This window comes from Ruegeria sp. YTSA219 (assembly GCF_059609985.1).
Genome location: NZ_JBXWMT010000004.1, coordinates 246962 through 267815 on the forward strand (window position 1 = coordinate 246962; position 20854 = coordinate 267815).

Consider the following 20854-nt stretch of genomic DNA (forward strand, 5'->3'; position numbering starts at 1 on the left):
GTTAAAATTGCTGTTTCATGCTGCCGGGCTGCTCTTCACGAACAATCCAGTAGCTATCTGATGAACTGTCCAGTTTCTGTGACAGCAGGTCTTTTCCCAACAGGCGCGTAACCAGCCCAAACGGGACAAACGTAGTGACAAACACCAAAAACATGACGATTGGGGCCACAATCGCACCCAAAAGCATGCCGAGTTTGAACCAAAGCCGGTTCGGCACCTTCAGAGTGGCGGGTGCAAAAACTGTCAAAGCCAGAATAACCCCGGCGATAACCATTGGGATCAGGCGCACCGACCCTCCGCCCCACAAGGGCCAAAGAGCGATAATTAAGAAGACAGCGGTGAAGACGTAACCAAAGCCCCGTTCGGACCCGATTTCGACTTCTACCTTCGCGTGATGATCAGACATTGAACACAACCATAATAACCAAACAAAAAACCTGCGCAAAGAATAACACTACTGGTTGCCGAAACAAGCCTTTTGCAAGCTCAAACCATCATTCTTGCGATGAATGCCATCTTGCATCGCCTGATGGCTAAATACTTGAAGCGTGACAAAAACCCGTTGCAGCACCATGCAGATTCACATCAGATACCCCCATGACCCCGCCTACATTCACAACTGACCTGGATACGGATCAGGTTCACCTGCAGATATCGGGTGATCTTCACACCCAGTCTCTGGATATGGTTGAGCGTGAATTCGCGAATTTCCATCCCAACGGCGGAACGGTCACAGTTGATTTGACAGGCGTTAAGGCACTCGACACTGGCGGGGCTTGGCTGATTGCCGGCCTTGTCCGCAAGGTGAAGTCCAGCGGCGGGCAAGTAGAGCTGCACGGTGCAACCGCCGCGCATTCCGCGCTGATCGAAACGGTTTCCCGCAACATGCCGGACGAATCCGCCCCTGATCCCGGAAAGCCAGATTTTCTGGATTGGGTGGCACGTGTCGGCGAGCGTACAGTCGGTGGCTGGAAAGACAGCTTGTCGTTGCTTGAGTTTCTGGGCCTGACGCTACACCGGCTGGTCCGCACAATCTTGATGCCGCGGCGGCTGCGGCGGGCTGCGCTGGTATCGCAGATGGAAGAAACCGGATTGAAAGCGATTCCGATCGTTGCCCTTATGGGTTTTCTGATCGGCGTTGTACTAGCATTTCAGGGGGCCACGCAGCTCAAGCAGTTCGGGGCCGAGATATTCGTGGTCGAATTGATCTCGATCTCTGTGCTGCGTGAGCTGGGCATTTTGTTGACGGCAATCATTGTTGCGGGTCGCTCGGGATCTGCCTTTACAGCTTCCATCGGCTCGATGAAGGTGCAAGAAGAAATAGATGCCATGCGGACGCTGGGCCTGGATCCGATCGAGGTTCTGGTCATTCCACGCGTTGTGGCGTTGCTGATCATGCTGCCAATCCTAGGGTTCATCGCCGATATCGCCGCCTTGATTGGCGGCGGTCTTATGAGCTGGATCGACCTTGGAGTCAGCCCCGGAATGTTCGTGACCCGCCTCAAGGAAAACACCGGCATCTGGCAATTTGCCATCGGTATGATCAAGGCACCGTTCTTTGCGCTGGTCATCGGTATCATCGCCTGTTGGCAGGCCTTACAGGTCAAAGGATCGGCACAAAGTGTTGGGCAAAGAACCACCGCGTCCGTGGTCCAGGCGATCTTCTTGGTGATCGCGCTGGATGCCATGTTCTCGATCTTTTTCTCGGTACTGGGGGTCTGAAATGGACGGTGTAGCCCGCGAACAGATGCCGATTGGCGACACCCAGCGCGAGGCGGTGATACGGGTCCGCAATCTGACCAACCGGTTCGGACCGCAGATCGTGCACCAGGATCTGAATCTGGATGTCTGGCGGGGCGAAGTACTGGGCATTGTCGGCGGCTCGGGCACGGGCAAATCCGTCTTGCTCCGCACCATCGTCGGCCTGAACAAACCGGCCGCGGGAAGCATCGAAGTTCTGGGCGTCGACGTCCTGAACGGCCCCGAACAAGAGAGGCGGCGCATCGAACGCCGCTGGGGCGTCGCCTTTCAGGACGGCGCGCTTTTCTCGTCGCTCACCGTGTTGCAGAATGTCGTAGCCCCACTGCGCGAGCATACAGGAATTAGTGAAAGCCTTATGTCGGCGCTTGGCGGTCTGAAAATCAGCTTGGTCGGACTGCCGCAGCTGAGCTGTGGCAAATTCCCGTCCGAACTGTCGGGCGGGATGCGCAAACGTGCCGCTTTGGCGCGCGCGCTGGCGCTGGACCCTGAGATCGTATTTCTTGATGAGCCAACGGCCGGTTTGGATCCCATCGGCGCCGCTGCTTATGACGACCTGATTGGCGAGCTTCAGCAAGCGCTGGGTCTGACTGTGTTTATGGTCACGCACGATCTGGATAGCCTTTATGCGATTTGCAACAGGATCGCAGTTCTTGCAGAAAAACGTGTTCTGGTTGATGGTCCGATTGAAGAGATGACCAAAGTCGATCATCCTTGGGTCCAAGAATATTTCACCGGCCCCCGGGCGCGCGCAGCACAAAAAAAGGGTCAGGACAGGTAACACCCATGGAAACCCGAGCAAATTATATCCTGATCGGTGCATTCACCCTGGCTGGAATACTGGGTGCGTTTGGCTTTTTTCTATGGCTGGCCAAATTCGAGGTTTCCCGGCAATACGCCTATTACAATGTACTGTTCGACAATGTTTCGGGCCTGTCTGCGGCAGGTGGCGTCAGTTACAACGGACTGCCAGTCGGGCAGGTAATCTCCCTTAACTTGGATGACGAGCACCCATCCAAAGTGCGCGTCCGCATTGAAGTAGACGCAAGTATCCCGGTGACCGAGGATACCGTCGCCCAGTTACAATCGCTTGGGGTCACTGGGGTCAGCTATGTGGAACTGACCGGAGGTTCGGCATCGGCCAAACGACTAGAGCAGGACAGCCTTATCAAAAGCAAACGCAGCACCATCCAGTCCTTGTTCGAAGGTGCCCCTAAACTGTTGGAAAAGGCAATTACGCTGATCGAGGATATCGACAAGGTGGTGGATGACAAGAACCGCCAGCAGGTATCTCAGATTCTGGAGAACGTATCTTCGGCCACCGGAAGGCTGGACAAAACCCTTGCAGATTTCGAAAACTTGTCCTCAGATTTGGGTGGCGCAGCTAAAGAAATTTCAGCCTTCTCAAAACGCCTCGAAAAATTGGCAGACACCGCAGAAACAACGCTGGAAGCCGGAACAAATACATTAAATAGCCTGAAAACCGCATCCGACACGGCTGTATCGGCCCTAGACAGCGCAAAAGATACTTTTGACGCAGCAGATCGCATCATGCAGCAGGATCTGCAGCCCTTCATCGAACGGGCCTCGACCCTGGCAGACCACCTTACGGTCCTGACCGAAGATGGGCGCGTCGCGCTGGCCACGGTTTCCGAGACTTTCGTGAACGCAAACAAAACGCTCGGCTCCGTCACTGGTACGATGGAAACAGCAAAGGGCACTTTGACCTCAGCTGAACGCGCATTTGACTCGGCCAATGAGGTGATCAACAAAGATATCGGCGTCGTCATGGATGATGTCCGCAATGCCGCCAACCAAGTGGCGTCCACGGTGACGAAAGTGACAGACAGGCTTGATGATATTTCAGCCGATATCCTCAGCGCGTCCAAATCGGCCTCGGAACTTTTGGGAACCATCGACGGCATCGTTCAGGACAATCGCCGTCAACTGTCCGATTTCATGCGGGTTGGCCTGCCACAATTCACGCGTTTCATAGAAGAATCCCAACGACTGGTGATCAGCCTTGATCGTCTGGTGGATAAAGTTGAACGCGACCCCGCCCGTTTCCTTCTTGGGACCCAAGCATCGGAGTATCGTCAATGATCAGGCATTTGATAATGACCGCAGTTTTGGCGTCTCTGGGGGCGTGTACCGGACTGGAAACGCTGCGGCAGGCCTCAGAACCCAATGATCTCTATCTGCTGACACCCAAAAGCACGTTTTCTTCTTCGCTGCCGCGCATCCAGAAACAGATCGTGGTCCAAGAGCCAACCGCGACTGCCGCGGTAAATACCGATCAAATTGCAGTTCAGCCGACACCTTTGCAGGTTCAATATCTGCCGCGTGCCAGATGGGTGGATCGCGCGCCGCTGATCGTCCAGGCGCTTTTGGTCGAAAGCTATGAAAACAGCGGACGGGTATCCGCCGTGGGTCGTTCGACCGTGGGGCTTCGTCCGGATTATGTGATTGTTCCCGATCTACGCGAGTTTCAGGGCATTGTCGTTAACCAGGATGGTGAAAGCTCGACCGTACGCGTCGAAGTCCGCATGAATATCAAGATCGTGGACGAGTTCGACGACAAAATCATCGCATCGAATTCGTTCCAAGAGAACGTAATTGCCAAAAGTAACCAGACCGAAGATCTGGTTACTGCCTTTGACGTTGCTCTGGGTAAAACCATGCGGGATGCTGTCGAATGGAGCATTCGTAGAATTAGTACCCATACAGCCAACAACCCTAGGTCATTCTAGTTACTCCCAAGCCCGGGCCTTACTCAGCCAGCGTCTGGGCCAGACGCATCAAGGTGACAGCTTCAGCCCGATATCCGAAAGAATCCTCACCTCGGGACAGCGTGGCCAGATCAATGGCATCCGCATAGGACCAGCCGCCAAGATATCCTCCGCCCCGAAGCAACTGACCAAATCCTGCAATCGCATAGGAAAAGCGGATGTCATCCGTGACTGTCCCTTGTCCGGGTAAAATAGGCTGCTCCATCAGATTGCTTTGATCTTCACCAGGAAGCTTGTAACGCATTTTGAAGAAACCAATTTCCACTGAATCATCCGATATGGATTGTTCAGCATACCGCAACGGGCCGTTTCTGATCGCATCGGAACCAACTGGCGTGACCTCGTAGATCGCCGTTACGGTGTGACCTGCTCCAATATCACCAGCATCCACTTTGTCATTTGAAAAGTCCTCGCGCTGCAGGGATCGGGTTTCATAACCGATCAGACGGTATTCAGCGATCTGTGACGGGTTGAACTCGACCTGGATTTTGACGTCGTTGGCGATGGGAAAAAGCGCCCCGGTAAGTTGATCGACCAATACTTTTTGCGCCTCAACCAGCGTATCGATATATGCCGCCTGCCCGTTTCCGTTCTGGGCCAGAGCCTGCATGGTGGCATCGTCCAGATTGCCTCGGCCAAAACCCAGAACGCTTAGGAATGTACCACTGTCGCGCTTGCGGGCGATAAAATCCTTCAGGGCATCAGGGTCTGACAGACCCACATTGAAATCGCCATCGGTGGCCAGAATTACGCGGGTCACCTCACCGTCCGCAGCCATACCTTCTGCCACTTGATAGGCTTGCTGCAACCCGGCCTGCCCCGCTGTCGAGCCACCGGCTTCGAGCCTGTCGAGGGCTGAGAGAATGGACATCTTTTCGGCTGCCGCGGTCGGTGGCAAAACCTGCCCGGCACTTCCCGCATAGGTGACGATCGAAACCTGATCTTCCGGACTGAGTTCAGACAGCATCAACCTGAAAGACTGTTTCAGCAGCGGCAATTTGTTAGCATCCTGCATTGAGCCCGATGTGTCGATCAGGAAAACCAGGTTCAATGGAGGACGGTCTTCGATCTGGGGCATGACCCCTTGGATGCCGACATGAACAAGCTGCGTCCCCTCATTCCAAGGCGTCGGTGTCACGGTGATCGTAGAACGGAACGGTTCCACCCCATCAGGCGCTGGGTAGGAATAGGGGAAATAGTTCACCATCTCTTCAACCCGCGCCGCATCCTTGGGCGGCAGATAGCCATTCATCAAAGACGACCGAACAATGGCGTAAGAGGCGGTATCTACATCAATCGAAAAAGTCGAAACCGGTTCGTCCGTCGTGATCTTCAGCGAGTTGCTGTCCGCGTTCGCGAAAGTTTCGGTATTCTGTTCCGGCGCGGGAACAGTCTCATGTTGAATGTCAAATTTCCCGACCGCCGATGCCGGCGCGCTCTGTAAAAGGTCCGCAGCCCCTAGCTGCGCAACGGCCCCCTGCCTCTTGGCGGAAGGTGCGATTGTTTCTTCAATCACAACAGGCGCCTCAACAACTGGTTCTTCGAGATTGGCCTCGGGCATATCCGCCACCAATAGGTCAGACTCCTGCCGTGCGTCGGCGCGGTCCTCGGACCAGGGCAGTGGCGCAACAACTTCGTCGCGCGTCTGCGGCAAGATCACAATCAGAGCCACAGCAGCAACTGCGGTGGTAGCGGTCAGGGCACCGCGATAAGAGAGGGCATTCAACATGGCTTTCGCTCCTTCTGTCAGGCGGGCTATGAGGCCGCGCTTGACAGTGGGACGTCGCGCAGAGGTCGATCCTTGGATATTATCGAATTTTTTTTGCGCCTGGCTCAGATTTTCAATCCGTCGCGACGCATCCGGGGTCGGCGTGGCGGCGTCCATCAGCATCTTCAGCTTGTCCAGTTCATCGGTCATTGTGCCAGTTCCTCTTGCCGCAAGGCGCGCAACCGTTTGCGGATATCTGACATCCTCCAGGACACTGTCCCTTCGGAAACACCCAGCACCTCTGCAGCTTCTGCATGGGTCATCTCATCCTCGAGGGTCAGGGCCAGAGTGTCTTGCAAGTCCTGCGGCAGGGACCGCATGGCCCGTTGCAACCAATCGACAGCCTCGGCCGTTTCCTGCACCTCGGCCCGGCGCATCTGTTCCACATCCCCCCAGCCGTGGGCCGCCCGCGTGTGACGGGTCGCGCGACGGCGTGCATCCTCGGCTGCATTGACAACAACACGGTACAACCATGTCGTAAACCGGGCTTCGGCACGAAAACCTACGATCTTTGACGGCAAGGCGGCGCATATATCCTGCGTCAGATCTTCGGCCTGATCCGCGCGTCCTGTCAGTCGAAAAGCCAACCGAAAGACCCTGTCGTAGTGGCGTGCCAATAGCGTGGCAAACGCATCAGCGTCCCCTGCAGCAGCGGCCTTTGCCAGATTCTCATCCGATGTTTTCATGCGCATCACAATGGGTAAGACGAACCAAAAACATCAATCCTTGGCAATGCACACAAAAAAATCAGAAATGATGCGCCGATGCGCGATTCCAGTCCTCTGCATATTCATCCGGAAGCGGAGCCTTCAGCAAAGCGCCTTCTTCAAGATGCAAATAGAGTTCAGCATAAGAGCGATCTCTTTCATCTGCAGTACGCCGAAGGATGTCCGAAGGGTGAAGTTCGGAGACCTTTTCCTTGCCCATGGCGCCCAGCAGCTCACGAAAGCTCTCTAAAGTCGCGTCGTGATAGCGATGTACCCGTTGTCTTTTTTGCGGAACATTCACAGCGCGGCCTCGGACCGGATCCTGTGTGGCCACGCCGGACGGGCATCGGTTTGTGTTGCAGTGAAGCGCCTGAATGCATCCCACTGCAAACATCATTGCCCTTGCCGCATTACACATATCGGCCCCAAGCGCGCATTTCTCGATGATGTCATAGCCTGTGGCGACTTTGCCCGAGCAAATAATGCGGATCTTATCGCGCAAACCCACACCGCGTAGACAGTTATTCACGAAAATCAACGCCTCGTTCAAAGGCATGCCCAACCGGTTGGTGAATTCTACAGGGGCCGCGCCCGTGCCGCCTTCGGCACCATCAATGGTGATAAAATCAGGCAGGATGCCTGTTTCCAGCATGGCTTTGCATATCGCTAAGAACTCGGACGGACGACCAATGCACAACTTAAACCCAATAGGTTTGCCACCGGACATCTCGCGCAGATTCTGAACGAAATTCATCAATCCGGTAGGTCCGTCAAATGCGGAATGTATTGGCGGAGAGATCACGTCCTGATGCAGGGGAACTCCGCGTATCTGCGCAATCTCTTCATCCACCTTCGCCGCAGGCAACACCCCCCCGTGCGAGGGCTTGGCCCCTTGCGACAGCTTGATTTCAATCGCCTTGACGACCTCGTTCCTCGCTCTTTCGGTGAATTTGTCTTTGTCGAACCCGCCATCCGGTGCGCGGCATCCGAAATACCCAGTGCCAATCTGCCAGATGATATCGCCACCTTCGGCCAGATGGTGCGGCGACAGACCACCCTCACCCGTATTATGCGCAAAACCTCCATCCTTTGCCCCACCATTCAATGCTCGGATTGCATTGGCGCTGAGGGCACCAAAGCTCATCGCTGAAACGTTCAGGCGCGAGGCACTATAGGGTTGAGAACATTGCGGCCCGCCCAGCATCACCCGTTCTTCGCTTTCGGGCACATGTTTGGGCGCAAGCGAGTGATTGGCCCTGTGGTATCCAACGGTTTGGATGTCGTATTGGGTACCAAATGCCTGGGTATCAACCTGCCCTTTGGCACGGGAATAAACCAGGCTGCGAATGATGCGATTATAGGGACGGCCGTTTTCGTTGGTTTCAACAAAATATTGCCGTATCTCTGGGCTGACAAATTCCAGCATGTACCGGAAATGCCCCAGAACCGGATAGTTGTTCAGCACGTTATGCCTTGTGGTCAGGATATCATATAGCCCGACCACCGCGTATGGGATCAGGAAAAGCAGCAGCCAATGGGCCGGGGGCCAGAAAAACCCGGCCACGATTGTCAGTGGCAGGCACACGAGGCTCAACACGTAATAGAGTCTGCGTATAATCATTCGTGCTCTCCTACTGTGGCTGTTAGCTGAGTCACCGTGGTACAAATTCGCGATTGCACGCAAGCCTTTACGCCCGAAATCACGTAAATGGTGAAACTTGTGATCCGCCATGCGCAGTTGATCCCGGCCGCGCCAATCGGTATCCCGGATGGCAGGGCAACGCGGGCAGGATCATTGGCTGTGAAAAAATCGCAAACAGCATGGGCCACGGCTCTCATGTTCTGTGCCGTTTTCGCGGGTGGCGCGGCTGGGTCACTGGTCAGAGAAGCGTTGTCGCTCGGGATCTCGGGCCTGCCGATCCTGACCGAGACTTTTGGAATCAATATAGCCGCATGCTTTGTGCTTGGCTTGTTATACGCCATCCGACACCGGGTACATGCGCACGTCCTGCATCTGGGCGCGGTTGGGTTTTGTGGCGGTTTATCTACGTTTTCCTCATTTGTTGCGGAATTGGAACGTCTGGCAGAGGTCAGTTTCGGGCTTGCCCTAACCGCAGCGGGTTTGGAAATTGTGGCGGGTCTTTTTGCGGCGATTTTGGGTGAAACCTCCGGGCGTCGCTTTTCCCCGCGGAGGTCGTCAGAGTGAGCGATCTCTACCTGCATGCAATGTTTGGTTTAGGCGGCGGTCTGGGCGCGGTTCTGCGGCACTGGATCGCCATTCGAATTCGCCATGACCTGCCCGTGGCAACGCTGATCGTGAACGTCTTTGGCAGTCTGTTGCTTGGGCTTTGGGTCGGGTATCTGGGTGGACCGACGGGCGTCAGCCAGGAGGAACAGCGCTTGGTGTTCGGCTTTTGTGGCGGCTTCACCACTTTCTCCAGCTTTGCCTACCAGTCCCTGGAACTGCGGCGCGAACGTACAATCGCTACGGCGGCGGGCAATATCGTGCTGAGCCTCTTGCTGTGTTGGGGCGCGCTGTGGCTTGGGCTGATGGCGATGCGCTGATCCGGTGCAGCCGGACCTACATCGGATAGGTATGCATCCGCACCGCCAGATTCCCCATTATCCAGACCGTCCCAACAATGATGATCAATAGAACCATCGTGGAAAACAGGACTAGGTCCAGGTCCTCGCGGCTGCTGCGTCGACGGTCGATATGCAGGAAATACACCAGTTGAACAATCAACTGCGCAAGCCCCAACAAACCGATCGACAAATAAACGCCCTTGGTCTCGATCCCGAACGTATATGCAATGGTAAAGACCGCCAGTGTCAGCAGCAGCGATCCGCCATAGCCAATCACATATCGGCGGCGTTCACGTCGGTGCATTTCGCTGCGCCTATCCATAGGTCAGCCCTCCGAAATAGACGATCGTGATTATGCCGATCCAGATGAGGTCGAGAAAATGCCAGAACAGGGCCAGACGAACCACCCGTGACATCAGAACGTCGGTTAGACCAAACACACGCAGCTGAATACCCAGAACGATCAACCACAGGCACCCCGCAGCAACATGCAGCCCGTGCAGCGGCACTAGCCCGTAAAACGCTGACAGAAACCCGCTGCGCTGTGGAATGCCACCCTTTTCCGCCATAGCCAGAAAGTCACGTATCTCAAGTACCAGAAAGCTGAGGCCCAGAACCAGAGTTACCGCGAACCAAAGCACGATACGGGGCCGTGGCAGGTTGTATTTCAACGCCAGCATCGCAAGGCCCACTGTAAGGCTGCTGGTCAACAGGATCAGGGTTTGGGCAAAAATGCTGGTCAGGTCGAACAGCTCATGCGGACCGGGCCCACCCGCCTGCGCGTCGATCATGGTGATATAGATCGCGAACATCAGGCCGAAATAGACCAGATCGCTCATCAGAAAGACCCAGAACCCAAAGGTGACCACTTCGCTGGCCTTGTCGGCTCCCGGATGCCGTCGGCCCAAGTTTAGGCCCGGATAGCTGTGTGTCGGCGCGCGTTTCATGTAGTGGCCTCCAGATCGGGACGGGCTAGGCCGCGGTTCTCGGGCGCGTATTCATGATCGCGATTGACCGGAACCGATGCGCGCACAAGATCAAGCCAGGCTTCATGCTCTTTGCGGACCTGCTCGGCCGGAATAAACTCTTCGGTGTCGGTTCTGAAAGTCCAGGCGATGAAGGCCGCCAACATCGCGGCTGTCGTCGCAATAGCCAGCCACCAGATCCACCAGACCAGCGCAAACATCCAGATACCGCTGAGCACGCACAGACCGAACCCGATCGCCGTATTGCGTGGCATGAGGATATCTTCATAGGCATCAAGGGACGGATAGGCGTTGCCGCGCTCTTTTGCGGCGGCAAAATCATCCCGGTCGGTCACATGCGGAATGATTGCAAAGTTATACGGAGGCGGCGGTGCCGGAATTGACCATTCCAGCGTGCGCCCATCCCAAGGGTCGCCAACCGGCACGCGGGTTTTTTCCCGGTCTCGAATGCTGACCCACAGCTGGACAATGATCGACAGAAGCGCTGCGAGAATGACCAAAGACCCAAGCACGGCGGCGATCATATAGGGGTGAAAGCTGGGATCTTCCCAACTGTAAGATCGACGTGGCATCCCCATCAGGCCGACAAAATAAAGCGGTAGGAAGGTCAACATAAACCCAACGGTCCACAACGCGACAGATATCCGTCCCCAGCCTTCGCTCAGGCGGAAGCCAAAGGCTTTGGGGAACCAATAGTTGTATCCCGCAAGCAGGCCAAACAGGACGCCAGGCAGCAGCACATTGTGAAAATGCGCGACCAGGAACAGGGTGTTATGCACCTGATAGTCGATGGTCGGATTGGCCAGGATGACGCCCGACAACCCTCCGATCACGAACAGCATCAGGAAAGACAACCCATAGAGCATCGGGACCGAGAACCGGATACGCCCGCGAAACAGCGTGGCCATCCAATCATAGACTTTCACGCCAGTCGGTATGGCGATCAGCATGGTGGCAATCCCAAACACCGCATTGATCAGCGCGCTTTGGCCCATGGTGAAAAAGTGGTGCAGCCAGACCGTGAAGGACAGCACCGCAATCGACATCGTTGCAATCACCAAGGAGTTGTACCCGTACAGGCGCTTGGCCGAGAAGGTCGCAAAAACCTCGGAATAGATACCATAGGCGGGAAGGACCAACAGATAGACCTCGGGATGTCCGAACAGCCAGAACAGGTTGGCATAGTTCATCATGTTGCCGCCAAGGTCATTTGTGAAAAAGTGGAAATCCAAGTACCGGTCTGCGGCCAGCATCAGCGCCGCAACACCCAGCGGCGGCATGGCAAAGACAATCAGGATCGAGCTGCAGATGATCGTCCAGCAATACATCGGCAACCGCATGAACTGCATCCCCGGCGCGCGCATCTTGTAGATCGTAACGGCAAAGTTGATCCCGGTCAGAGTCGTTCCGATCCCCGATACGACGATGGCCCAAATCCAATAATCCGGCCCAACGCCGGGATTGAAGGCCGCACCGGTAAAGGGTGGGTAGGCCGTCCAGCCCCCGGTCGAGAACTCTCCGACCACCAGGGAAACCATCAGCATCATGCCCGAGGACACGGTCAGGCCTAGGCTGATCTGGTTCATCACCGGGAATGCCACGTCGCGGGCGCCGATCATCAGCGGGATCAGGAAATTGGCGGCGCCAAACACAAACGGAACGGCGACGAAGAAGATCATGATCGTGCCATGGGTACTGAAAAGCTCGGCGAAATGCTCGGCTTCCAGAAAGCCTTCGCCCGGCCCTGCGGCTTGTTGGGCGCGCATGACGACACCTTCCAGAACCCCCCGCGCCAACATCACGATGGCAAAGACGATATACATGATGCCGATCTTCTTGTGGTCGGCGCTGGTCAGCCAGTCACGCCACAGCGGCCCCCACAGACGAAACCATGTCAGCAGCCCCACAACGGCAATGGCGCCCACAATCACGATCCCAGCGGCAGCATTTGCCACGATCTCATTTGCGTTGGGCGACTGGATCAACCCGGTGATCGGAAAAGCATCCCAGTTTAGACGGCCGAAAAAACCAGTCTCGACATCGGTCATTGTGTTTTCTCCTGACCATACTCGGCAGTGCCCGGTTGCTGATCGGCAGACAAGGGTGTGGCCCCGTCATAGCGGTGCAGGATCGACTGAAACAGATCACCATCGGCTAGTGTGAAATACAGCGCATCAGTCGGCATCTGATCATTGCCCAACATGGCCTGCACCTCATCCCGATCGGTTCGCATGGCGAGGGTTCGGTATGTTTCAGCGCTCAACGGAACCCCGTTTGCCCGGACATTCTCGGCCCAGTCGTTGAAGTCCTGGGGCTCCATGGCAATCGCTTTGAATTTCTGCTTGGTAAAGCCACGCCCGTTATATTGCGTGTTCTCGCCCTGCATCGTTTCGGGCCTATCGGCGACAAGGTGCAGTTTGGTCGTCATCCCCGGCATGGCATAGATCTGTCCGGCCAGCGCCGGGATCATAAAGGACTGCATCACCGTATCCGTTGTCAGTGTGACAGCGACCTGTTGGTTAACGGGGAGGCCCATCTCACCCACGCTGGCGATACCAAGATCGGGGTAGATGAACAGCCATTTCCAGTCGAGACCAACAACCTGTACATTCAGCGCCGGGTCTTCCCCGAACGAAGTCGCGTAGGGGTCCAGCCGATGGGTGGCTTTCCACAGATAAAACGAGAGGATGGCCACGATAACAACCGGGATACCCCACATGAGGAATTCCAACCGGGCAGAAAAATCCCATTCCGGTCGATAATCTGCCTGCCCCTCCTTTCGCCTTCGATACCGTATGGCAATCAAAGGCACCAGGATCAGAACCGGAACAACTGCGACCAATATCAGAACAGTTGCCCGTAAAAGGTGGCTTTTCTGAAGGGCGGCGACGGGTCCCTGAGGGTCCAAGAAATTGTTGCTGGCTTCGGCAACCGGCACAAAGCCAAGACCTGCTATGGCGGCAGACAGGACAACCAAGGATGCAAAAGACGGTCTGGAATATGTCACGCCTGTTCATCCTCATTTCAAAATTGATTGGGACAACTATCGGCAGAGTCCTGAATTTTCACAAGGATTTTTACGCAGCTCTGCCTGTTTCCCGAGATTTGATCTTGCCACCCGGATCACAGCGGCAGAAACGCCGTTCTGGTAGGTTGACTTAAAGCAGATCGCAGGTGAGATCATAGGACAATGCGTTGGTTAATCCTTACTCTTGGACTTTGCTACCTGTCGACAAGTGCGACAGCACAGGATCGTGCGGCGACCGAGGCTCAGTTTCAGTCATGGCTGAAACACACGGTCTGGGCGCGGGCGAAATCCGAGGGTGTTTCAAAACGCACGATGAACAGGGCCTTCAACGGCGTCACGCTGAACTGGAAACTGCCAGACCTGGTTCCTCCGGGTACGGCAACAGCGGTTCCCAAGGAACAAAAGCAGGCCGAGTTCGGATCACCCGGGCGCTATTTCAACGCTGGTTCGGTTCAGGGGGCCACTTCTGTCGGACGCAAGATGGCCCGGCGCTATAACACGACACTGAAACAGGTAGAATCCGATACCGGAGTACCAGCGCGCGTCATTCTGGCGATCTGGGGCCGCGAAAGCGGATATGGGCAGGTGGCTATCCGGCATAATGCGTTTCAGGTTCTGGGCACCAAAGGTTTCATGAGCACCCGCTCAGAATATTTCACGTCAGAGCTTATCGCCGCGCTCAAGATTGCAGAGGCTGGCCACATACCGCCGGATCAAATGAAAAGCAGTTGGGCGGGTGCGCTTGGGCAACCGCAGTTCATGCCATCGAACTACCTGACTTATGCGGCCGATGGAAATGGCGACGGGCGCGCGGATATCTGGACCTCGGCCGAGGACACAATTTCATCGATCGGAAACTACCTCGACCAACATGGCTGGGTCTCGGGTCGTGATTGGGGGTTCGAAGTAACTGTCCCGTCTTCGGTTTCCTGCACCCTTGAAGGGCCGGATCAGGGCCGTCCTATTCGCGACTGGGCCGGGTTGGGGATCACCCGTGTATCTGGCAAGCCGTTTCCAAAACAAGAAATGCAGGGACAAGGGTTTTTGATGATGCCCGCCGGGCGCAATGGCCCGGCCTTCATTGTCACCCCCAATTTTTATGTCCTGAAGGAATACAACAAAAGCGATCTCTACGCCCTGTTCGTCGGCCATGTTGGGGATAGGATAGAATATGGCGTCCAGGATTTCCGCGGCCGGTGGGACAAAGTCGGCGGTCTTTACCGATCGGATATAGCAGCCATGCAGCGCGCATTGGAACAGATGGGCCATGACGTCGGCGGCGCTGACGGCCTGCCGGGCTTTCGAACACGCCGCTCTATCGGGCGCTGGCAAGAGGCCACCAATCAGTCCGCCACATGCTTTCCTCAGACCCATATGGTCCGGGCACTTACCCAATAGCGATTCGCGCCAATTTTTGGAAAGCCGCAAAAGCGGACCTTGCGTCAACGCTCAACCGCTTACTCAAGAGCTTCACAAAAATGTCAAGAAACCATCGCGTATCATTATAATATTTCCATTCTCCCGTGGAATTTTTTAGATTTCGGCCGCACCTGGCCATTTTGCACGCAAAGGCTTTAACCTTTTTTGAAATAGTGCCACGTTCTGCATCAGTGAAAGGCGACTTTCGCAACTACGTTTCCGACAGCAAACCGAAAGACTGCGACGCGGTGTTCATTGCGATCTGAAAAAGCAAAATTCGAACAAGTCCCGGTCTATCTGAGTCGGACAATCATGGTGGTCAGCGACCATCCTGAACGGATGTGCGTACCTTGCCACCACACAAATGGGAGTAGAAAGATATGAACAAATACATTCGGACATCTCTGGCGGGGCTACTGACCTCGACCATGATCACCGGCGCTGCATTTGCCGCCGGCACCCATCCCGAAACCGGCGAGGCGCTGGCGGATGATCAAACCTTCACCTATCGCGTTCTGGATGAGCACAGTTCGGTTGACCCGCAGGTTGTTGAAGACGTTACCGGTGCGGAAATTGTCCGCGACCTGTTCGAAGGCCTGATGAACCAGGACGAAGACGGCAATTTGGTGCCCGGCGTCGCAACCGGCTATACCACAAACGATACCAAGGACGTTTACACATTTACACTGCGTGATAACGCCAAATGGTCCAATGGTGATCCGGTCACGGCAGGCGATTTCGTTTTTGCATGGAAACGTGCCGTCGATCCCGCTCTGTCCTCGCCCTATGCGTGGTTCATGGAGCTGATGTCGATCGAAAATGCGGCCGAAATCATTGCTGGTGAGAAGCCAGTGGACGAACTGGGCGTAACCGCCATCGACGACCACACACTTGAGGTCAAGCTGAGCGCAGCACTGCCTTATTTCGCGCAAATGACCACCCATTCCACCACCTTCCCTGCCCCGCAGAAGGTGATCGAAGAGTTCGGCGACGCCTGGACTAAGCCGGAAAACATCGTCTCGAACGGCGCCTATGTTCTGACCGAACACCTGCCACAGGAACGCTCGGTCCGTGAGCGCAACGAGATGTATTGGGACAACGACAATACGATTGTCGAAAAAGTCGTGGCCCTTGTCATCAACGACGAAAACGTAGCCCTGACCCGTTACCTTGCAGGCGAGCTGGACCGCACTGAAGTACCTGCAGGTCAGTTCCCGCGCCTACAGAAAGAGCACCCCGAAGAGGCCATCAGCTTCCCGCGCCTGTGCAACTATTACTATACATTCAACCTGTCTGACAGCGGACCGGAAGAATTCAAGAACCCAAATGTACGTCAAGCCCTGTCTCTTGCAGTTGACCGCGACATCATCACCAAGAACGTCAAAGCCGGTGGTGAGCCGCCCGCATATACGTTCGCACCCGAAGCAACCGCTGGGTTCACCGTCCCAGAGGTCGAAATGGCTTCGATGACGCAAGCCGAGCGTGACGAGCTGGCCAAGGAGCTGCTGGCCGAGGCCGGATTTGGCCCCGACAACCCGCTGAGCTTTGACATGGTCTACAACACATCAGAGGCCCATAAGAAAGTCGCAGTGGCACTGAGCCAGATGTGGAAACAGAAACTGGGCGTACAGGTCGAGTTGGCCAACATGGAATGGAAAGTGTTCCTGGAAGAGCGCGGCAACCAGAACTTCGATCTGGCCCGTGGCGCCTGGTGTGGCGACTATAACGAAGCCTCGACCTTCCTGGACCTGTTGCAGTCGGATTCCGGCTATAACGACGGCAAGTACAACAACTCCAAGGTTGACGAATTGCTGACCCAGGCCAAGACAGCAGATGACGCAGCACCACTGTATACCGAGGTTGAGCGGATCATTGCACAAGAGACTCCGGTTATCCCGATCTATCACTATGCTGGCGTCTACATGATGGACAGCGATGTCGGCAACTGGCCGGTCAAGAACGTAGAGCAGAACTGGTACTCCAAGAACCTCTACAAGATCGCCGAATAACCTTCCTTAGACCACGCTTTGCCCCGAGGATCACCCCGGGGCAAAGCCAATAATGGGGGCATGAAATGCTTGCCTATATCATCCGGCGATTGCTGATCGCCGTTCCAACGATCCTGTTGCTGATCGTTGCCTGTTTTTTTCTGATGCACTACGCGCCCGGCGGGCCGTTTACCTCGGAACGACCATTGCCGCCGCAGGTGCTGGCCAATATCGAGGCGCGCTATGGTCTGGACCAGCCGCTGTGGAAACAGCTTTGGGACTATCTGTACAACATTGTCGTGCATTTCGATTTCGGCCCGTCCTTCAAGTTCAAGGACCGGGACGTCAATGATATCATTTCGCAAGGCTTCCCGATCTCGCTCACTTACGGGTCATTGTCATTCCTGCTGGCGAGTGTCGTAGGTATTGGCCTTGGGATCGCCGCGGCCATCCGACACAACAGCTGGATCGACTATTTTGCCGTAGGTCTGGGGATCGCTGCGCAGGCGCTGCCGAACTTCATCATGGGCCCGATCCTGATCCTGACCTTCACTTTGTGGCTGGGATGGTTGCCGGGTGGTGGCTGGAACGGCGGTCAGTGGCAATATCTGATCATGCCGGTCATCGCATTGGCCACGTCCTATATGGGGTCGATCGCGCGGATTACCCGTTCGTCGATGCTGGAAGTTCTGAACTCGAACTTCATCCGCACGGCCCGGGCCAAGGGTTTGCCTACCAGGACCGTAATCTGGCGCCATGCGTTGAAGCCCACGCTGCTGCCGGTGGTGTCCTATCTCGGCCCGGTCTTTGTCTATGTTCTGACCGGATCGGTTTTTGTCGACATCTATTTCTCGACCGGTGGTCTGGGGCAGGCTTATGTCGGCTCGGCCCTGTCGCGTGACTATGCGGTGCTGCTGGGGGTCACGATCTTGTACGGCACGCTTACAGTGATCGTGAACCTGCTGACCGACTTGGCATATGCCTGGTTCGATCCGAAAATCCGGTACTAAGGGGCACAAAATGCTAGGAAAATCACAAAAAGCCGCCCATCTGGCCGAGGACATCACCGATTTCACGGCCGTTCAGGGGCGTTCCCTCTGGCAGGATGCGCGGATGCGGTTTGTCCGCAACAAAGCCGCAATGGCGAGCGTATTCATATTGCTGATGATCGTTCTGTTCACAATCTTCGGCCCATATTTCGCCGTTTGGAGCAATGAGGAAATCGACTGGAACGTGATGGGTGACATCCGTGGCATGGGAATGCCGTCGATCGAGACCGGGCACTTCTTTGGCGTCGACGATCTGGGGCGCGACCTTTACAGCCGGGTCATTCAGGCCACAACAACATCGTTGTTGGTGGGGCTTGTCGGGGCGGCCACCGCGTTGATTGTTGGCACCTGCTATGGCATCGCCGCCGGGTATATTGGCGGGCGCCTTGACGGCGCGATGATGCGGTTCGTCGATATCCTTCTGGCCATTCCGACAACTCTGATCATCATTCTGTTGCTTGTAGTGGCCGGTCGGTCGTTCTTTACCCTGTTCATCGCATTGGGCGCGGTTGGTTGGCTGACCATGTCACGGATCGTCAGAGGGCAGACTCTGGCCCTGAAAAACCGCGAATTCATCGAGGCCGCGCGTGCCGCCGGTGTCAGCGAATTCACCATCATGTATCGCCATATCCTGCCCAACCTGCTGGGTGTGGTAATCGTCTATGCTTCGCTTCTGGTGCCCGAGATGATCCTGACCGAAAGCTTTATCTCGTTCCTCGGACTTGGCATCTCGGAGCCCTATACCTCGCTAGGCCGTCTGATCGCTGAAGGGGCAGGCACAATGGGGTACGGAACCCTCTGGCAGCTGATGTTCCCTCTGACATTCTATGTCGCCATTATCATCACGATGTTCTTCATCGGCGATGGGCTGCGTGACGCTCTGGACCCAAAGGATCGCTGATATGAGCCTGTTCTCTGTTAAGGACCTAAGCGTCCAGTTCGACACCCCCGATGGTGTGGTCGAGGCCGTCAAAGGCATCAGCTTTGACATTAATCCGGGCGAATGCCTTGGTATTGTGGGCGAAAGCGGGTCCGGTAAAAGCCAGACTTTCATGGCCGCGATGGGGCTGTTGCCTTCAGCGGGTCGTGCAATCGGATCGGCCACGCTGAACGGCAAGGAAATCCTGAATCTGCCGATCAACAAGCTGAACCAGATCCGGGGCGATGACGTCGGCATGATCTTTCAGGATCCGCTGACCGCCCTGACCCCGCATCTGCGGGTCGGGCAGCAAATGCGTGAAGTTCTGCAGGTTCACGAAGGGTTGCAGGGTTCGGCCGCGCGAGCGCGCTGTCTGGAGTGGTTGGATCGGGTCCGCATCCCCGAGGCAAACCGTCGTCTGGATCAATACCCGCACGAATTGTCCGGGGGCATGCGTCAGCGTGTCATGATTGCAATGTCGATGCTGTGCAGCCCCAAGCTGCTGATCGCAGATGAGCCAACCACCGCGCTGGATGTGACGGTTCAGGCCGACATCCTGGACCTGATGGTGCGCTTGCAAAAGGACGAAGGCACCGCCATTGCGCTGATCACGCATGACATGGGCGTGGTGGCACGGATGTGTGACCGCATTCAGGTCATGCGTCTGGGTCAGTTTGTTGAGGCCGGGGACACACGCGAGATCTTCCGCGCGCCGCAGCATGAATACACCCGCACCCTGCTTGAAGCGATGCCGCGCATTGATGCCGGTGACGCGCCAAAAGCGCTGGAAGAAACTGACGCACCTTTGCTTAGGGTCGATGACGTGAAAGTGCATTTCCCGATCCACGTGTCGGGCGGGTTGTTCGGGCGCAAGGTACCGCTGAAAGCTGTGGACGGTGTCAGCTTTGACATCCGTAAGGGCGAAACGCTGGGCGTTGTGGGTGAATCCGGCTGTGGCAAATCCACACTGGCGCGGGCGGTTCTGCAGCTGATCGAACCCAGCGGTGGCAATGTCAGCTGGTTGGGCCATCCGATAGTCGGGCTAAAGCGGGCCGAGCTGAACAAGTACCGCAAGGACCTGCAGATTGTGTTCCAGGATCCGCTGGCCAGCCTCGATCCGCGGATGACCATCTCGGCCTCTATCGCCGAACCGCTGAAAACCTATCGCCCGGATCTGACAGAGCGTGAGCGCAAGAAAATGGTCGGCGAAATGATGGAGCGGGTTGGCCTGCAGGCCAACATGATCAACCGCTATCCGCACGAGCTGTCTGGTGGGCAGAACCAGCGGGTCGGGATCGCGCGGGCGATGATCAACAAGCCCAAGCTGATCATTTGTGACGAGGCGGTCTCGGCTCTGGACGTGTCGATCCAGGCCCAGATCGTAGAGCTTTTGAAAGAGCTGCAGCAGGAATTCGGGCTGTCGATGATTTTCATCAGCCACGACCTGTCCGTTGTGCGCGCGGTGTCGAACCGGATCATGGTGCTGTATCTGGGCCGCATCGTTGAACTGGGCGATGGTGAGGTGGTCTGTTCGCAACCGCTCCATCCCTATACCAAATCGCTGATCTCTGCGGTTCCGATCCCCGATCCGGATGTGGAACGGCAGCGTCAACGGCTGAAACTGCCGGGCGAGCTGCCGTCTCCGATGGATCCAAAGGCGGCGCTTAGGTTCCTGCCCAGTCGGTTATCGGCCGGTCAGAACGAATATGTGCCTCAGCTGAACGAGGTCGCCCCGAACCATTTCGTCGCCGAGCATGATCCGCTTGAGACAATCCTGGCGAACACATAAATCCCCTGTCCCCGAGGCCGCATGAACAGCCTCGGGGACAGGTTCGGCTTTGCACGACTTCATGACGA

The 20854-nt window shown here is 56.0% G+C and carries 19 protein-coding genes; 11 read left to right on the plus strand and 8 right to left on the minus strand.

The window, feature by feature from the left end; genetic code table 11:
- Position 1: 1 nt before the first annotated feature.
- Positions 2 to 406: an SxtJ family membrane protein gene (locus tag AC2FFB_RS08560; protein WP_281972881.1), complete on the minus strand. Its 405-nt coding sequence runs from the start codon at positions 404 to 406 to the stop codon at positions 2 to 4.
- 191 nt (positions 407 to 597) lie between these two features.
- On the opposite strand from AC2FFB_RS08560, the gene AC2FFB_RS08565 reads away from it, so the two are divergent.
- The 4 genes from AC2FFB_RS08565 to AC2FFB_RS08580 are packed head-to-tail and all read left to right on the plus strand — an operon-like array spanning position 598 to position 4508.
- Positions 598 to 1722, plus strand: a complete 1125-nt coding sequence (locus AC2FFB_RS08565) for an ABC transporter permease (protein ID WP_496693778.1) — start codon at positions 598 to 600, stop codon at positions 1720 to 1722.
- Position 1723: 1 nt separating this feature from the next.
- Complete coding sequence (locus AC2FFB_RS08570; RefSeq protein ID WP_281995126.1) at positions 1724 to 2539, plus strand: ABC transporter ATP-binding protein; 816 nt, start codon at positions 1724 to 1726, stop codon at positions 2537 to 2539.
- A gap of 5 nt (positions 2540 to 2544) precedes the next feature.
- Complete coding sequence (locus tag AC2FFB_RS08575) at positions 2545 to 3861, plus strand: MlaD family protein (protein ID WP_142636429.1); 1317 nt, start codon at positions 2545 to 2547, stop codon at positions 3859 to 3861.
- Positions 3858 to 4508, plus strand: coding sequence for an ABC-type transport auxiliary lipoprotein family protein (locus AC2FFB_RS08580; protein WP_142636431.1), 651 nt, complete (start codon positions 3858 to 3860; stop codon positions 4506 to 4508). Before AC2FFB_RS08575 ends, AC2FFB_RS08580 begins: the two co-directional genes overlap by 4 nt.
- 19 nt (positions 4509 to 4527) lie before the next feature.
- Here AC2FFB_RS08580 and AC2FFB_RS08585 read toward each other — a convergent pair whose 3' ends face one another.
- The 3 genes from AC2FFB_RS08585 to AC2FFB_RS08595 all read right to left on the minus strand — a co-directional run bounded on the left by AC2FFB_RS08585 (position 4528) and on the right by AC2FFB_RS08595 (position 8643).
- Positions 4528 to 6465 carry a vWA domain-containing protein gene (locus AC2FFB_RS08585; RefSeq protein ID WP_496874789.1) on the minus strand — a complete coding sequence of 646 codons (1938 nt, stop codon included), beginning with the start codon at positions 6463 to 6465 and terminating at the stop codon, positions 4528 to 4530.
- A complete protein-coding gene (locus AC2FFB_RS08590; RefSeq protein WP_142639814.1) occupies positions 6462 to 7001 on the minus strand; it encodes an RNA polymerase sigma factor in 540 nt (179 codons plus the stop codon). The genes AC2FFB_RS08585 and AC2FFB_RS08590 overlap by 4 nt, the downstream gene beginning before the upstream one ends.
- 61 nt (positions 7002 to 7062) lie before the next feature.
- Positions 7063 to 8643, minus strand: coding sequence for an FMN-binding glutamate synthase family protein (locus AC2FFB_RS08595; RefSeq protein ID WP_142639816.1), 1581 nt, complete (start codon positions 8641 to 8643; stop codon positions 7063 to 7065).
- A gap of 87 nt (positions 8644 to 8730) precedes the next feature.
- Between AC2FFB_RS08595 and AC2FFB_RS08600 the strand changes: the two genes are divergently transcribed.
- Together AC2FFB_RS08600 and AC2FFB_RS08605 are read left to right on the plus strand one after the other, a co-directional pair.
- Positions 8731 to 9228 (plus strand): fluoride efflux transporter FluC, encoded by a 498-nt coding sequence (locus AC2FFB_RS08600; protein WP_281995129.1) that lies wholly within the window; start codon positions 8731 to 8733, stop codon positions 9226 to 9228.
- Positions 9225 to 9587 carry a fluoride efflux transporter FluC gene (locus tag AC2FFB_RS08605; RefSeq protein ID WP_281972876.1) on the plus strand — a complete coding sequence of 121 codons (363 nt, stop codon included), beginning with the start codon at positions 9225 to 9227 and terminating at the stop codon, positions 9585 to 9587. Before AC2FFB_RS08600 ends, AC2FFB_RS08605 begins: the two co-directional genes overlap by 4 nt.
- A gap of 16 nt (positions 9588 to 9603) precedes the next feature.
- On the opposite strand, the gene AC2FFB_RS08610 is transcribed toward AC2FFB_RS08605, so the two are convergent.
- From AC2FFB_RS08610 to AC2FFB_RS08625, 4 genes are read right to left on the minus strand one after another with little or no spacing between them, the layout of a single operon-like run.
- Positions 9604 to 9930: a cytochrome o ubiquinol oxidase subunit IV gene (locus tag AC2FFB_RS08610; RefSeq protein WP_142639820.1), complete on the minus strand. Its 327-nt coding sequence runs from the start codon at positions 9928 to 9930 to the stop codon at positions 9604 to 9606.
- Positions 9923 to 10555: a cytochrome c oxidase subunit 3 gene (locus AC2FFB_RS08615; RefSeq protein WP_142639822.1), complete on the minus strand. Its 633-nt coding sequence runs from the start codon at positions 10553 to 10555 to the stop codon at positions 9923 to 9925. Before AC2FFB_RS08615 ends, AC2FFB_RS08610 begins: the two co-directional genes overlap by 8 nt.
- Positions 10552 to 12642, minus strand: coding sequence for a cbb3-type cytochrome c oxidase subunit I (locus tag AC2FFB_RS08620; protein WP_281995131.1), 2091 nt, complete (start codon positions 12640 to 12642; stop codon positions 10552 to 10554). Before AC2FFB_RS08620 ends, AC2FFB_RS08615 begins: the two co-directional genes overlap by 4 nt.
- Positions 12639 to 13601, minus strand: a complete 963-nt coding sequence (locus AC2FFB_RS08625; RefSeq protein WP_496693781.1) for a cytochrome ubiquinol oxidase subunit II family protein — start codon at positions 13599 to 13601, stop codon at positions 12639 to 12641. The genes AC2FFB_RS08620 and AC2FFB_RS08625 overlap by 4 nt, the downstream gene beginning before the upstream one ends.
- A 183-nt stretch (positions 13602 to 13784) precedes the next feature.
- Here AC2FFB_RS08625 and AC2FFB_RS08630 point away from each other — a divergent pair, with 183 nt between their 5' ends.
- The 5 genes from AC2FFB_RS08630 to AC2FFB_RS08650 all read left to right on the plus strand — a co-directional run bounded on the left by AC2FFB_RS08630 (position 13785) and on the right by AC2FFB_RS08650 (position 20786).
- Positions 13785 to 15020: a lytic murein transglycosylase gene (locus tag AC2FFB_RS08630; RefSeq protein ID WP_496693782.1), complete on the plus strand. Its 1236-nt coding sequence runs from the start codon at positions 13785 to 13787 to the stop codon at positions 15018 to 15020.
- Between the two features lie 401 nt (positions 15021 to 15421).
- Positions 15422 to 17050: a peptide ABC transporter substrate-binding protein gene (locus AC2FFB_RS08635; RefSeq protein WP_142639830.1), complete on the plus strand. Its 1629-nt coding sequence runs from the start codon at positions 15422 to 15424 to the stop codon at positions 17048 to 17050.
- A gap of 65 nt (positions 17051 to 17115) precedes the next feature.
- Positions 17116 to 18039, plus strand: coding sequence for an oligopeptide ABC transporter permease OppB (gene oppB, locus AC2FFB_RS08640; protein ID WP_142639832.1), 924 nt, complete (start codon positions 17116 to 17118; stop codon positions 18037 to 18039).
- A 10-nt stretch (positions 18040 to 18049) separates the two neighbouring features.
- Entirely contained in the window at positions 18050 to 18979 is a 930-nt protein-coding gene (locus AC2FFB_RS08645) for an ABC transporter permease subunit (RefSeq protein ID WP_142639834.1), read from the plus strand.
- A 1-nt stretch (position 18980) separates the two neighbouring features.
- The gene (locus AC2FFB_RS08650) at positions 18981 to 20786 is read left to right on the plus strand and encodes an ABC transporter ATP-binding protein (RefSeq protein ID WP_496693784.1); all 1806 of its coding nucleotides are present in this window, start codon (positions 18981 to 18983) and stop codon (positions 20784 to 20786) included.
- The last annotated feature ends 68 nt before the right edge of the window (positions 20787 to 20854 follow it).